Genomic DNA, 13,955 nt, shown 5'->3' on the forward strand with positions numbered 1-13,955 from the left:
CTGACGCCCTCGGAGTCCCGGGAGCGCCCGCATGAACCTCGTCCCCAACTGCCCGCTGTGCGAGACCGACGGCGGCGAACTGGTCTGGCGTGGTGAGCGCGCCCGGGTCATCCTGGTCGAGCATGAGCGCTTTCCCGGCTTCTGTCGGGTGGTGTGGAATGGCCACGTTGCCGAGCAGACCGACCTGCCCGAGGACGACCAGGCCTGGCTGATGCGGCTGGTGGCGCGGGTGGAGCGCGCGGTGCGCGAGACCATGGTGCCCGACAAGGTCAACCTGGCCGCTTTCGGCAATATGGTGCCGCACCTGCACTGGCATATCATTCCACGCTACCGCTGGGATACCCATTTTCCCGAAGCCGTCTGGGCGGCTGCGCAGCGCGAGCCTGATGCCGTGCGCCTGGCGGGCCTTGCGCAGCGCCTGCCGGCATTGCGTGCGGCCCTGGCGAAACTGGACGAAGCAGGCTGACGCCTGGCGTAGCCGTGCCCGTGCCGTGTTGGCATTGCTGTCGGTTTTTTTGAATTTCCGGAACCAGCCGGGCAGCGCCGTCTTCTAATACCCGTTGTCTTCATTCCCACAAGAGCGGGGCCGGTGGATCTGCCATGGCCCGCTTGCGCGAAAGGTGCCATGTCCACACCGACTTCCGTTACTGTTCCAGGCCCGGCCGTGCCGGCCCGTGCCCTCAAGATCCAGAGCCGCCTGCGGGTGGCTGAGACGTGGGACCTGATCAAGCCTTACTGGAAATCCGAGGACCGCAAGGCCGGCCTCGGGCTGCTGGCCTTCGTGGTCGCGCTCAATCTCGGCATCGTTTATATCAACGTGCTGCTCAACGAATGGAATCGCGTGTTCTACAACGCGCTGGAGCAGCATGACTACACCTCCTTCAAGGCGCTGCTGATCCGTTTCTCCTGGATCGCCGGCTTCTTTATCGTGGCGGCCATATCCCGGCAGTACTACACCATGATGCTGCAGATGCGCTGGCGTACCTGGATGACCGACCGCTTCATGGACCACTGGCTCAGCCACCAGGCTTACTACCGCATAGAACAGACGCACGCCACGGACAACCCCGACCAGCGGCTTGCGGACGATCTGCGCTCGTTTACCGATGGCGCGCTGTCTCTCTCGCTCGGGCTGCTCAATTCGGTGGTGACGCTGGTGTCTTTCGTCGGCATCCTGTGGGCCGTTTCGGGGCCGATCAGCTTCATGCTGGGCGGCACCGAGATCACGATTCCGGGCTATATGGTGTGGTTCGCGGTGGGCTATGCCGTGATCGGTTCGCTGATTGCCCACGTGGTGGGCCGGCCGCTGATCGGCTTGAGTTTCCAGCAAGAGCAGTACGAGGCGGATTTCCGTTTCATGCTGGTGCGCTTGCGCGAGAACAGCGAGCCGGTGGCGCTTTACCGGGGCGAGCCTACCGAGCAGGCGGGCCTGCGCTCGCGTTTTGACCGCATTCGCGCCAACTGGAAACAGTTGATGCGCTATACGCGTCGCCTGACCTTTGTCAGTTCCGGCTACGGCCAGTTCGCCATCATCTTTCCGCTGCTCGTGGCCGCGCCGCGCTACTTCGCCGGCAAGATGACGCTGGGCGGGCTGATGCAGGTGAGCCAGGCCTTCGGCCAGGTGCAAGGTGCGCTGTCGTGGTTCGTTGACAACTATTCCACGCTGGTCGGCTGGAAGGCTGCAGCCAACCGGCTGATCGACTTCCGCGATGCCATCCGGGTGGCGGAGCGCCAGGACCAGGAGCACACCGGCGTGCGCGACATCGAGGTGGTCCAGGCTGGCACCGGTACCGATTCCGGCGGCATCCGCATCGACACCCTCGCGCTGGCGCTGCCGGTGCGCACCGGCAACGGCGGCGAGATCCAGCAGCGGCCGCTGGTGGCGCCGTTCTCGCTGCGGATCGCACCCGGCGATCGCTGGCTGGTCAGCGGCCCCTCGGGTTGCGGCAAGAGCGTGCTGTTCCGCGCACTGGCCGGGATCTGGCCCTACGGCAGCGGCACGGTGGCCATGCCCGGCGCGGCTCGCATGCTGTTCCTGCCACAACGCAGCTACCTGCCGATCGGCTCGCTGGCTGATGCGCTGGCTTATCCCGACGCCGGCACCGTGCATAGCCGTGAAGCCTTGCAGAAGGTGCTGCGCGAAGCCCGGCTCGGCGCCCTGGCCGAGCAGCTCGACGTGTTCGATAACTGGTCGCTGCGGCTGTCGCCGGGCGAGCAGCAACGCCTGGCCTTTGCGCGCGCCCTGCTGCAAAAGCCCGATTACCTGTTCCTGGACGAGGCCACCAGCGCGCTCGACGAGGAAACGGAAAGCGCGATGTACCGCCTGATGGTGGACTCCCTGCCCGGCGCGGCGATCATCAGCATCGCCCACCGCAGCACGGTTGCCGCCTTCCATGGCAAGCGCCTGCGCTATGTCGCGGCCGACGGAGCGCACTGGGAGGCGGAGCACAATGGGCAAGGCGAGGCGGCTGCGGTAAGCTATCGGGTCGTACACGAAGCGTAAAGGCCGGTGTGGCCGCAACCTGCGGCTCGCCCACAGCCGCGCGCCACCCATCATGGCAGGCCTTGAAAAAGATACTCCCCATCCCACCGCCCTTACCGTGCACACCCAGTCGCGCGTGCTGGAGGTGGGTTTTGACAACGGTTCCAGCTTCCGGCTGCCGTTCGAATACCTGAGGGTGAACTCACCCTCGGCCGAAGTGCAGGGCCACGGTCCGGGCCAGGAAGTGCTGCAGACCGGCAAGCGCGACGTCACCATCGCCGCGGTGGAGCCGGTCGGCAACTACGCCATCCTGATCCGTTTTTCCGACGGCCACGATACCGGCATCTATTCCTGGGAACTGCTTTACCGCTTGGGCGCCCAGCAGGACGCCATCTGGCAGTCCTACCTGGAGCGGCTGGAAGCGGCCGGCGTCGATCGCGACGCCCCCATGGTGGCCCCCGGCGGCCATGCCTGCGGCAGCCATTGAGATTGCGTGCCCCCGCGGGCCATTACTGAGTTCTGGAGCGAGTTATGAGCGAGACCCACTTCGGGTTCGAGAAGGTCAAGGAAGAAGAGAAGGCCGGCAAGGTAGCCGAAGTCTTCCATTCGGTGGCCAACAAGTACGACGTCATGAACGACCTGATGTCCGGCGGCATGCACCGGCTGTGGAAGATGTTCACCATCGCGCAGGCCGGCGTGCGGCCTGGCTTCAAGGTGCTCGACATCGCCGGCGGCACCGGCGACCTGGCCAAGGCCTTCGCACGCCAGGCCGGGCCCACCGGCGAGGTCTGGCTGACCGATATCAATGAGTCGATGCTCCGGGTTGGACGGGACCGCTTGTTGAATAAAGGCATCGTCGTCCCCACCTGTCTCTGTGATGCCGAGCGGATTCCGTTCCCGGACAACCACTTCGACCTGGTCACCGTGTCCTTCGGGCTGCGCAACATGACGCACAAGGAGGTGGCATTGTCCGAGATGCGCCGGGTGATCAAGCCGGGCGGCAAAGTCATGGTGCTGGAGTTCTCCAAGGTGTGGAAGCCGCTGGAAAAGGCCTACGACATGTATTCGCTGAAGTTCCTGCCGTGGCTGGGGCAGCGCGTGGTACAGGATTCCGATAGCTATCGCTATCTGGCCGAATCGATCAGAATGCATCCAGACCAGGCTTCACTTGTACGTCTTATGGAACATGCGGGCCTGGAGAATGTCGAATACTTCAACCTGACGGCGGGAGTGGTGGCACTCCACGTCGGGCGAAAGTACTAGACTGATATAGGCTCAAAGAAAAATGAGCGAACTTAACAGGGGAAGCACTGATATGTCGCTATTTCGCGCAAAATTCATGGCGGGTGTGCTGATTGGCACGCTTGCCCTCGGCATGGCGCTCGACGCCAATGCCAAACGCCTCGGCGGGTCGCGCAGCATCGGCAAGCAATCGTCCGGCGTGACGCAACGCCAGCAAGCACCGGCACAGCAATCGCCGAACCAGACGCCCGCGCAGCAGGCGCCGGCCCAGCAAGCCGCGCCCGCAGCAGCAGGCGCCGGCGCAGCTGCTGCTGCGGCGCCCAAGCGTAACTGGGGTGGCATGCTCGGCGGCATCGCCGCCGGCCTGGGCATTGGCTGGCTGCTGTCGCACTTCGGCCTGGGCGGCGCCGCCATGGGCTTCCTGTCCAACCTGATCCTGATCGCCCTGGTGGCATTCGCCGCAATCTGGCTGATCCGCAAGTTCCGCGGCGGCGCCAAGGCGCCGCAGCAACCGGCCTATGCAGGTGCGGCAGCCGGTGCCGGCAGCGGCTCGGGTAACGGATTTGGTGGCAGCAACGAACCGGTCCTGCGCCAGCAAGTGCCGGTCGGCGCACCCAACCCGGTGATGCCTGCGCCCGGTTCCGTCGCCTCGATGCAGTCCGCCGCACCGGTGATGGCTGGCGCCGCCGTTGGTGCAGCCGCAGGCGCGGCCCAGCCCTGGGGCGTGCCGGCCGACTTCGACACCCAAGCCTTCCTGCGCAATGCCAAGATCTACTACGTCCGCCTGCAGGCAGCCTGGGACGCCGGCAATCTTGAAGACATCCGCGAGTTCACCACGCCGGAAATGTTCGCCGAGATCAAGATGGACCTGTCCGAACGCGGCGCCGAGGTCAACAAGACCGACGTGGTCACGCTGGAAGCCGAACTGCTCGGCATCGAAGACAGCCCGGCCCAGCATCTGGCCAGCGTGCGCTTCTCCGGCATGATCCGCGAAAAGGCCGGCGATCCGGCACAGCCTTTCGCTGAAGTCTGGAACCTGGCGAAGCCGGTAAGCGGCCCCGGCGGCTGGCTGCTGGCAGGGATCCAACAAACTTCCTGAGTGCAGGGAGTGCCTCGCCGGCAGGTCCAAGGCCGGCAGGTGGCATAGAATGGAGGCCCACGTGAAAACGTGGGCTTTTTTTGTTTGTGGGGTGGGGGGATTCTGTTGTTTGACTTGGAAGTTAAAGTCAAAGTCAAAGGCGGTTTCACCCCCCTGCGGGGGGCGACCTACTTTCTTGTCTCGCCAAGAAAGTAGGTCGCCGCCCCGCAGGGGTGGTGAAACTGCAGTTGCTTTTGATGTTAAGCCGTTGAAGTTGATTTTGACTTTAGAACCGACCAACCCACTCCCCTGAAAGGCCCGCCCCCAGCCCCACCCAATCATGACCACCCTCCCCACCCCCCTGGCCACCCCCCCGATCACCGCCCTGAACCACCTGCTGGAACAGGAGCCCTGGGCAACCACCATGCTCCAGCCCTTCGCCGGGCGCATCATCCGCTTTGACGCGGCCGCGTTCACGCTCGCCTTGAAGGTGACGGGACAGGGCCTGACGGAGCTGGCCGCGGTGGATGAAACCCCGGCGGTCACGCTGACCGTGCCGCTGCAGCTGTGGCCGCTGGTGGCTTCGGATGTGGCGGGCGGCGGCCAGGCGGCGGCGATGAGGCATGTGCGCATCGAGGGAGATGCCGAGCTGGCCAACACGGTCTCCACGCTGGCCCGCAACCTGCGCTGGGATGCGGCCGAGGACCTGTCGCGCGCATTGCGCGGCATCCTGGGCGGCCCGGTGAGCGACAGCGTGGCGCAACGGGTGGTGGACGGCGTGCAGCAGGTGCATGCCCAGGCCACGCGGGTGGGCCGCGCGCTGGTCGATAACGTGACCGAATACCTGCTCGACGAGCAGCCGACCCTGGTGCGCCACGCGGCGCTCGACGAGTTCGGCGCCGGTGTGAGCGCGCTGCGCGACGACCTCGCCCGGCTGGAAAAGCGGCTGGAAAAGCTGGAGCAGCGCACCCGCTCCGAGCGTGGCGCCGGCACGCTGCCGTCCGCCCATCGCTGATCGCCCGCGGCCTGCCGCCGCCAGACCCCTGCTCAATTGCGCATCCACGGCTTTATCCATTGCCAGACCGGCCAAGCAGCACGGCCCCAACACTGAAGAACCTGCATGACCCGCTTCCTGCGCCTTTGCAAGATCGTTTTCGTCATCCTCTACTACGGCCTCGACGAGCTCGTGCTGTCTGGTTTCAAGAGCCGCCGCATCCGATTCCTGGTGCGTGTCATTACCATTGGCCGCAAGCTCGACATGCCCCGGGGCGAACGCCTGCGCCTGGCGCTGACGCGCCTGGGGCCGATCTTCGTCAAGTTTGGCCAGGTGCTCTCCACCCGGCGCGACCTGATGCCCGAGGACATCGCCGACGAGCTCGCCAAGCTGCAGGACCAGGTGCCGCCGTTCGATTCAGTCGTGGCGGTCAAGATCATCGAGCGCTCGCTGGGCCGGAAGCTGGCGACGCTGTTCGAGAGCTTCGACCACAAGCCGGTGGCCAGCGCGTCCATCGCCCAGGTTCACTTCGCCATCCTGAAGGGCGGTCCCAACCACGGCCGCGAAGTCGCCGTGAAGGTCCTGCGCCCGGGCATGCTGCCGGTCATCGACAGCGACCTGGCGCTGATGCGGGACCTCGCCGCCTGGCTTGAGCGTTTCTGGGCTGACGGCAAGCGCCTGAAGCCGCGCGAGGTCGTCGCCGAGTTCGACAAATACCTGCACGACGAACTCGACCTGATGATCGAGGCCGCCAACGCCAGCCAGCTGCGCCGCAACTTTGCCGACACCAAGCTGCTGCTGGTGCCAGAGGTGTTCTGGGACTGGTGCAGCAGCGAGGTCTTCGTGATGGAGCGCATGCATGGGATCCCCATCTCGCGCACCGAGTCGCTCAGGGCGGCTGGCGTCGACATGCACCTGCTGGCGGAGGAGGGCGTGGAGATCTTCTTCACGCAGGTGTTCCGCGACGGGTTCTTCCATGCCGACATGCACCCGGGCAACATCCTGGTGTCGGTGGCGCCGCAGAGTTTTGGGCGCTACATCGCGTTGGACTTCGGCATCGTCGGCGCGCTGTCCGAGTTCGACAAGAACTACCTGGCGCAGAACTTCATCGCCTTCTTCCGCCGCGACTACCATCGCGTGGCGCTGCTGCACGTGGAGTCGGGCTGGGTGCCGGCCCATACGCGGGTGGAGGAACTGGAGAGCGCGGTACGGGCGTGCTGCGAGCCCTATTTCGACAAGCCGCTCAAGGAGATCTCGCTGGGCATGGTGCTGATGCGCCTGTTCCAGACCTCGCGCCGCTTCAATGTCGAGATCCAGCCGCAACTGGTCCTGTTGCAGAAGACCTTGCTCAATATCGAAGGGCTGGGGCGCCAGCTCGATCCGGACCTGGACCTGTGGAAGACCGCCAAGCCCTTCCTCGAGAAATGGATGCACGAGCAGGTCGGCTGGAAGGGTGCCTGGGAGCGCATCCAGGTGGAGGCCCCGCAATGGGCCAAGATGCTGCCCGACTTCCCGCGCCTGGCGCACCAGTTCCTCGAGCGCCGCGCCCTGGTCGACAATGGCCAGCAGGAGAAGCTGCTGGCCGCCCTGGTCGCCGAGCAGCGCCGCACCAACCGCCTGGTCGGCACGGCCTTGTTGCTGGTTGGCGGATTCATCGCCGGGGTGGTGCTGACCGAGCTGCTGGCCTGGGTTGGCTACTGGTAGCGCACGGGATCGTGCCCCGAATCGCCTGGGTGGCGAGTGCAAAGTTGATGAAATGCAATGCAGTGGAGGCCAGCTTGACCAAATCCGATAACGCGCCGATCAAGGCCGCAGCCCCGCCAGTCTTTGCCACGCGCAACGCGGGGGACCCGGCTTTCTGGGATGAGCGCTTCGAGAAGGGCTTCATGCCCTGGGACCTGGGCGGCGTGCCGGCCGATTTCGAGGCCTTCGCCAGCGCGATGGCACCGTGCCCAACGCTAATCCCTGGCTGTGGCAACGGCTGGGAAGCGGGGTGGCTCCATGCGCGCGGCTGGCCGGTGACCGCCATCGATTTCTCACCCGAGGCCGTAGCCAGCGCGCGCCGCGCGCTGGGGCCGGCCGGGGCTGTCGTGCACGAAGCGGATTTCTTTGCCTTCGCGCCCGAGCCTGCCTGCCAGTGGATCTACGAGCGGGCTTTCCTGTGCGCCTTGCCGCCAGCCATGCGGGCCGGCTACGCCGCTCGTGTGGCGCAACTGCTGCCGCCGGGCGGGCTGCTGGCCGGCTACTTCTTCCTGGACGAGACGCGCGGCGGGCCGCCTTTTGCCATCCCCGAGGCAGAACTGCGCGCGCTGCTTGAGCCGGCCTTCGAGCTGGTGGAGGCGCGGGCCGCCACTGGCTCGCTGCCGATATTTGCCGGCCGCGAGCAGTGGCAGGTCTGGCGCCGCAGGGCTTAGGTTTCAGGATTCAGCGTTCAGCCGCAGGCGCCAGCCTTTGCGTCAGCCGCGCACGCGGGCGTTGTGCTTGTCGTGGTAGATCGCCCGGCTGTCGCGGTTTTCGGCACGCTGGATTCCACGCTGCGCGCCCGCACCAACATGGCCGTTGGCGCCGGCGCGCGCTTCGCGCCGATCCACGTGAGCCTGGCCGCGTTCGAGGCTGCCGGCCTCGCGGTTGGTGAGCGAGCCATTGGCCACGCCGTTCTTGATGCGCTGCTCTTGGTTGATATTGCGCTGCACGTCGGCCTGCATGCGCTGCGATGAGGCGCTGGCGGGGTTGCCGGTGATGCCGTTGTGCGTGTCATGCGCGATGTCGCGGCTCACGTTGTTCTCGGCACGCTGGATGGACGCCTGCTCGCGCGGCGAGACCGAGCCGTTGGCCAGGGCGTGCGCTTCCATGTGGTCCACGCGGGCGGTCTGCTTTTCCAGGCTGGCCGCTTCGCGCGTGCTCAGGCTGCCGGATTTCAGGCCGTTCTCGATGCGCTGTTCCTGGTTGACGTTGCGCTGCACATCCTGCGAGACCGCCGCAGTCTGGGCGCTAGCCAGGCCGGCGCCGAGCAGGCCTGCGGCAATCATCAGGGTCTTGAGCATCTTGGTTTGGCGGTTCGACATGGTGTTCTCCTTTTCCTCATTGGGCCGTGTGCGGCAGCGTGGCTCGTGGGCGCGGCGCCCGATGTTGCTGCCTTGGCTTCCTTAATGCGCGCCGGGCACGGCGCGCTGACGCAGGGTTTGTAAGCTGTGTAACCGCGCGTAAGCCCACGCGTAAGCCGCAAGCCTTGCGCACCACGGCGGGGCGCCGCGGCCGTGGCGGGCATCCACGGCGCAGTCCACGTCACCTGTGGCGCCGGGGCTGCACCGTCCCGGGCAATTTCCGCGTGGTGGCGGGTTTTTTTCTCGCCGCGCGGCAGGCGTCGCTATAATCCGCGTTTTGATTCGGCTACGACCGCAGGCTAGCTCAGCCACCCATGCGGCCCCGACCGATGAATTGGACTCCGGGCAAGGCTGGCCGCAAATCCCGCCTCACCGGCAACCGGTTTCTCGCCGCAAGGGCACTTTGGGATAGGGCAGCAGCATGCTGATCTGGTTCGTCATCATCTATTGGGTAATCTCCGTCGGCATTGGCCTGTGGGCCGCGCTGCGCGTGCGCAACGCCACCGACTTCGCGGTCGCCGGCCGCAGCCTGCCGTTCTACATCGTCACCGCCACCGTGTTCGCGACATGGTTCGGCTCGGAGACGGTGCTGGGCATCCCCGCGGTTTTCCTCAAGGAAGGCTTGTCCGGGGTGGTGTCCGATCCTTTCGGTTCCTCGCTTTGCCTGATCCTGGTCGGCCTGTTCTTCGCGCGCCCGCTGTACCGGATGAACCTGCTCACCATCGGCGATTACTATCACAATCGCTACGGGCGGCTGGCCGAGGTGCTGACCACGCTGTGTATCGTGATGTCCTACCTGGGCTGGGTTGCCGCGCAGATCAAGGCGCTCGGGCTGGTGTTCTTCACCGTCTCGGACGGCGCGCTGTCGCAGGAAACCGGCATGATGATCGGAGCCGCCAGCGTGCTGGTGTACACCCTGTTCGGCGGCATGTGGGCCGTGGCGGTGACCGACTTCATCCAGATGATCATCATCGTGATCGGGATGCTGTATATCGGCTATGAAGTCAGCGGCCAGGCCGGCGGCGTGGCCGCGGTGGTGTCGCATGCGGCGGCGGCCGGCAAGTTCGAATTCCTGCCCTCGCTGGACCTGATCCAGATCATCGGCTTCGCGGCCGCGCTGTTCACCATGATGCTGGGATCGATCCCGCAGCAGGATGTGTTCCAGCGCGTGACCTCGTCGCGCACCGAGAAGATTGCCGGGCGCGCTTCGGTGCTGGGCGGCGTGCTTTACTTCTGCTTTGCCTTCATCCCGATGTTCCTGGCCTATTCGGCCACCATGATCGACCCGGAGATGGTGCAGAAGTACATCAACACCGATTCGCAGCTGATCCTGCCCAAGCTGATCCTGACGCACGCGCCCATGTTCGCCCAGGTGATGTTCTTCGGCGCGCTGCTGTCCGCCATCAAGAGCTGTGCCTCGGCGACGCTGCTGGCACCGTCGGTCACCTTTGCCGAGAATATCCTGCGGCCCTATTTCCGCCATCTCGACGACCGCCGCTTCCTGCGCGTGATGCAGGCTGTGGTGCTGGTGTTCGCCGTGCTGGTGACGCTGTTCGCGCTGAACTCGCATCTGTCCATTTTCCATATGGTGGAAAATGCATATAAGGTCACTTTGGTCTCGTCATTCGTCCCGCTGGCCTTTGGCATGTTCTGGAAGCCGGCCACGCGCCAGGGCGGCCTTGCCGCGATCATCCTCGGGTTGGTTTCCTGGCTGTGCTGCGAAATCGCCTTCGCCGACGCGGCGGTGCCGCCGCAGATGGTCGGCCTGCTGGTCTCCATCGGCGGCATGGTGTTCGGCTCGCTGCTGCCGCAGTGGATCAACGACCATCCGCGTGTCAAGGAAGTCCATCTGGCCTGAGCGTTGCGGGCATCCGGCGGGTCACGCGTGGCTTCGAAGGCACCCCGGCCTCTTTTTCCGCCGGCCCGGCGTTCTCAGAACGGTTTATAATTCAAGGCTTTGCACCGCAAGGTGCGCGCACGGGAGTGGCAACTTCCCGCTCAGCGCGGCCTCGCGGTTCCACCAATTTCCGTTCCAGACTCCTTGCGGAGATCCACTATGCCGATCTATGCCTATCGTTGCGACGCCTGCGGCCACGGGCGCGATGTGCTGCAGAAAATGAGCGATGCCCCGCTCACCGACTGCACATCCTGCGGCGCGAAGGGCACGTTCAAGAAACAACTGACCGCCGCGGGCTTCCAGCTCAAGGGGTCGGGCTGGTACGTCACCGATTTCCGCGGTGGCAACAGTGCCACGTCCGCTGCGCCCGCCACGGCGGCCGCCGGCAGCGCCACCGAGGGCAAGAGCGAAGCAGCGGCACCGGCCTCGTCCGGCGCAGCCACGGAATCCTCCAGCACCGTCAGCACGGCGCCGACCAGTACTGCCGGCGGTTCCGGCAGTGCCGTCGCCAGCCATTGAAGGCAGAACGCATCGTGCCGGCGAAGAAGACTTCCGCCCTCAAGACCTGGTTCCTCACCGGGCTATTGGTGCTGGTGCCGCTGGGCATCACGCTGTGGGTGTTGAACCTGGTCATCAGCACCATGGACCAGAGCCTGGCGCTGCTGCCTGAAGCCTGGCAGCCGGTCCAGCTGTTCAAGGTGCGCATCCCGGGCCTGGGCGCCATCCTGACGGTGGTGTTCATCCTGCTGGTCGGCCTGCTGACCCACAACTTCATCGGCCAGCGCCTGGTGCGCTGGTGGGAAGCGCTGCTGCGCCATATCCCGGTGGTCGGGCCGATCTACACCAGCGTCAAGCAGGTCTCGGATACGCTGCTCTCCTCGTCCGGCAATGCCTTTCGCAAGGCGCTGCTGGTGCAGTACCCGCGTGAGGGTTCGTGGACCATCGCATTCCTCACCGGCCGTCCCGGCGGCGATGTGCAGAATCATCTGCAGGGCGAGTATGTCAGCGTCTACGTGCCGACCACGCCGAATCCGACCTCGGGCTTCTTCCTGATGATGCCCAAGGCCGATACCATCGAACTCGACATGACCGTCGACGCCGCGCTGAAGTACATCGTCTCGATGGGCGTGGTGGCGCCGACCGAGCTGCCGCGCAAGAGCGGCTCCGTGCGCGCCGGCGAGGCGGAGGCAGAAGCCCTCGCCGAGTCCACCGGCTCATCGCATTCAAATTGATCGCCGGCCGCATCGGCGGCCGCGTTATTCCGGGAATTCCCTTATGTCCTCCATGCGTACTCACTATTGCGGTCTCGTGACCGAACAACTGTCGGGCCAAGAAGTGGCTCTCACCGGCTGGGTGCAGCGTCGCCGCGATCACGGTGGCGTGATCTTCATCGACCTGCGCGACCGCGAAGGCCTGGTGCAGGTGGTGTGCGACCCCGATCGTCCCGAGATGTTCAAGGCTGCCGAAGAGATCCGCAACGAGTTCTGCGTGCGCATCACCGGCAAGGTGCGCCCGCGTCCGGCGGGCACCGAGAACGCCAACCTGACCTCCGGCAAGATCGAGGTGCTGTGCCATGAGCTGACCGTGCTCAACCCGTCGGTCACACCCCCGTTCCAGCTCGATGACGACAACCTGTCCGAGACCACCCGCCTGACGCACCGCGTGCTGGACCTGCGCCGCCCGCAGATGCAGTACAACCTGCGCCTGCGCTACAAGGTGGCCATGGAAGTGCGCAAGTACCTGGACGCGCAAGGCTTCATCGACATCGAGACCCCGATGCTGGGCAAGAGCACGCCCGAAGGCGCGCGGGACTACCTGGTGCCGTCGCGGACCAACCCGGGCCACTTCTTCGCGCTGCCGCAATCGCCGCAGATCTTCAAGCAGATGCTGATGGTGTCGGGCTTCGACCGCTACTACCAGATCACCAAGTGCTTCCGCGACGAGGACCTGCGTGCCGACCGCCAGCCCGAGTTCACGCAGATCGACTGCGAGACCTCGTTCCTGAACGAGCAGGAAATCCGCGACCTGTTCGAGGACATGATGCGCACGGTGTTCAAGAACGCCATCGACGTCGACCTGGACGCCAGCTTCCCCGTGATGGAATTCCGCGAGGCCATGGCCCGCTTCGGTTCGGACAAGCCTGACCTGCGCGTCAAGCTCGAGTTCACCGAACTGACCGACGCCATGAAGGACGTCGACTTCAAGGTGTTCTCCGGCCCCGCCAACAGCGAGAACGGCCGCGTGGTCGGCCTGTGCGTGCCGGGCGGCGCCGCCATCTCGCGCAGCGAGATCGATGCCTACACCCAGTTCGTCGCCATCTATGGCGCCAAGGGCCTGGCCTGGATCAAGGTCAACGAAGTGGCCAAGGGCCGCGACGGCCTGCAATCGCCGATCGTCAAGAACCTGCACGACGCAGCCATCGCCGAGATCCTGAAGCGCACCGGCGCCAAGGACGGCGACATCATCTTCTTCGGCGCGGACAAGGCCAAGGTCGTCAACGACGCCATCGGCGGCCTGCGCCTGAAGATTGGCCACTCCGAGTTCGGCAAGACCCACGGCCTGTTCGAGGACGTGTGGAAGCCGCTGTGGGTGATCGACTTCCCGATGTTCGAGTACGACGAGGAAGATGCCCGCTGGGTCGCCATGCACCACCCGTTCACCAGCCCCAAGGACGAGCACCTGCAATACCTGGAAACCGATCCGGGCAAGTGCATCGCCAAGGCCTACGACATGGTCCTGAACGGCTGGGAAATGGGCGGTGGCTCGGTGCGGATCTTCCGCGAGGACGTGCAAAGCAAGGTGTTCCGCGCCCTGAAGATCGGCGAGGAAGAAGCCCGTGCCAAGTTCGGCTACCTGCTGGACGCGCTGCAATATGGCGCGCCCCCGCACGGCGGCCTGGCCTTCGGCCTGGATCGCATCGTCACCATGATGGCCGGCGCCGATTCGATCCGCGACGTGATCGCCTTCCCCAAGACCCAGCGCGCGCAAGACTTGCTCACGCAAGCGCCGAGCTCGGTCGATGAGAAGCAACTGCGCGAGCTGCATATCCGCCTGCGTGCTGCGGAGCCGAAGACGGCCTGAGCCGGGGTTCGGACTGCTTGAAAAGGCCGCGCGACAGCGCGGCCTTTTTGCATTGGCGGCCGCGATGCATGCCAAGT

The 13,955-nt window shown here is 65.4% G+C and carries 13 protein-coding genes; 12 read left to right on the forward strand and 1 reads right to left on the reverse strand.

The window, feature by feature from the left end; genetic code table 11:
• Nucleotides 1-31: 31 nt before the first annotated feature.
• The 8 genes from AC1RQK_RS32655 (at nucleotide 32) to AC1RQK_RS32690 (ending at nucleotide 8,210) form a co-directional block, all read left to right on the forward strand.
• The gene (locus tag AC1RQK_RS32655; protein WP_492813534.1) at nucleotides 32-466 is read left to right on the forward strand and encodes an HIT family protein; all 435 of its coding nucleotides are present in this window, start codon (nucleotides 32-34) and stop codon (nucleotides 464-466) included.
• A gap of 159 nt (nucleotides 467-625) precedes the next feature.
• Entirely contained in the window at nucleotides 626-2,503 is a 1,878-nt protein-coding gene (locus AC1RQK_RS32660) for an ABC transporter ATP-binding protein/permease (protein WP_492813536.1), read from the forward strand.
• 52 nt (nucleotides 2,504-2,555) lie between these two features.
• Nucleotides 2,556-2,969 carry a gamma-butyrobetaine hydroxylase family protein gene (locus AC1RQK_RS32665; RefSeq protein ID WP_492813538.1) on the forward strand — a complete coding sequence of 138 codons (414 nt, stop codon included), beginning with the start codon at nucleotides 2,556-2,558 and terminating at the stop codon, nucleotides 2,967-2,969.
• Nucleotides 2,970-3,013: 44 nt separating this feature from the next.
• A complete protein-coding gene (gene ubiE / locus AC1RQK_RS32670; RefSeq protein WP_492376396.1) occupies nucleotides 3,014-3,745 on the forward strand; it encodes a bifunctional demethylmenaquinone methyltransferase/2-methoxy-6-polyprenyl-1,4-benzoquinol methylase UbiE in 732 nt (243 codons plus the stop codon).
• Between the two features lie 52 nt (nucleotides 3,746-3,797).
• Entirely contained in the window at nucleotides 3,798-4,823 is a 1,026-nt protein-coding gene (locus AC1RQK_RS32675) for a Tim44 domain-containing protein (protein WP_492813540.1), read from the forward strand.
• Nucleotides 4,824-5,142: 319 nt separating this feature from the next.
• Nucleotides 5,143-5,817: a ubiquinone biosynthesis accessory factor UbiJ gene (locus tag AC1RQK_RS32680; protein WP_492387280.1), complete on the forward strand. Its 675-nt coding sequence runs from the start codon at nucleotides 5,143-5,145 to the stop codon at nucleotides 5,815-5,817.
• A 105-nt stretch (nucleotides 5,818-5,922) separates the two neighbouring features.
• Complete coding sequence (ubiB, locus tag AC1RQK_RS32685; RefSeq protein WP_416047571.1) at nucleotides 5,923-7,500, forward strand: ubiquinone biosynthesis regulatory protein kinase UbiB; 1,578 nt, start codon at nucleotides 5,923-5,925, stop codon at nucleotides 7,498-7,500.
• A gap of 47 nt (nucleotides 7,501-7,547) precedes the next feature.
• Nucleotides 7,548-8,210: a methyltransferase domain-containing protein gene (locus AC1RQK_RS32690; RefSeq protein ID WP_492376550.1), complete on the forward strand. Its 663-nt coding sequence runs from the start codon at nucleotides 7,548-7,550 to the stop codon at nucleotides 8,208-8,210.
• Between the two features lie 42 nt (nucleotides 8,211-8,252).
• On the opposite strand, the gene AC1RQK_RS32695 is transcribed toward AC1RQK_RS32690, so the two are convergent.
• Complete coding sequence (locus AC1RQK_RS32695) at nucleotides 8,253-8,861, reverse strand: hypothetical protein (RefSeq protein ID WP_492376551.1); 609 nt, start codon at nucleotides 8,859-8,861, stop codon at nucleotides 8,253-8,255.
• A 460-nt stretch (nucleotides 8,862-9,321) separates the two neighbouring features.
• Between AC1RQK_RS32695 and AC1RQK_RS32700 the strand changes: the two genes are divergently transcribed.
• From AC1RQK_RS32700 to aspS, 4 genes are all read left to right on the forward strand, one after another.
• Nucleotides 9,322-10,758: a high affinity choline transporter 1 gene (locus AC1RQK_RS32700; RefSeq protein ID WP_253933021.1), complete on the forward strand. Its 1,437-nt coding sequence runs from the start codon at nucleotides 9,322-9,324 to the stop codon at nucleotides 10,756-10,758.
• 198 nt (nucleotides 10,759-10,956) lie between these two features.
• Nucleotides 10,957-11,316: an FmdB family zinc ribbon protein gene (locus AC1RQK_RS32705; RefSeq protein WP_492376552.1), complete on the forward strand. Its 360-nt coding sequence runs from the start codon at nucleotides 10,957-10,959 to the stop codon at nucleotides 11,314-11,316.
• Nucleotides 11,317-11,330: 14 nt separating this feature from the next.
• Nucleotides 11,331-12,029 carry a DUF502 domain-containing protein gene (locus tag AC1RQK_RS32710; protein ID WP_492376558.1) on the forward strand — a complete coding sequence of 233 codons (699 nt, stop codon included), beginning with the start codon at nucleotides 11,331-11,333 and terminating at the stop codon, nucleotides 12,027-12,029.
• Between the two features lie 43 nt (nucleotides 12,030-12,072).
• On the forward strand, nucleotides 12,073-13,878 hold the full coding sequence (aspS, locus tag AC1RQK_RS32715) for an aspartate--tRNA ligase (RefSeq protein ID WP_043343591.1): 1,806 nt from the start codon (nucleotides 12,073-12,075) through the stop codon (nucleotides 13,876-13,878).
• Nucleotides 13,879-13,955 lie beyond the last annotated feature (77 nt).

The sequence above is a fragment of the Cupriavidus sp. GW822-FHT02D05 genome, assembly GCF_058802485.1.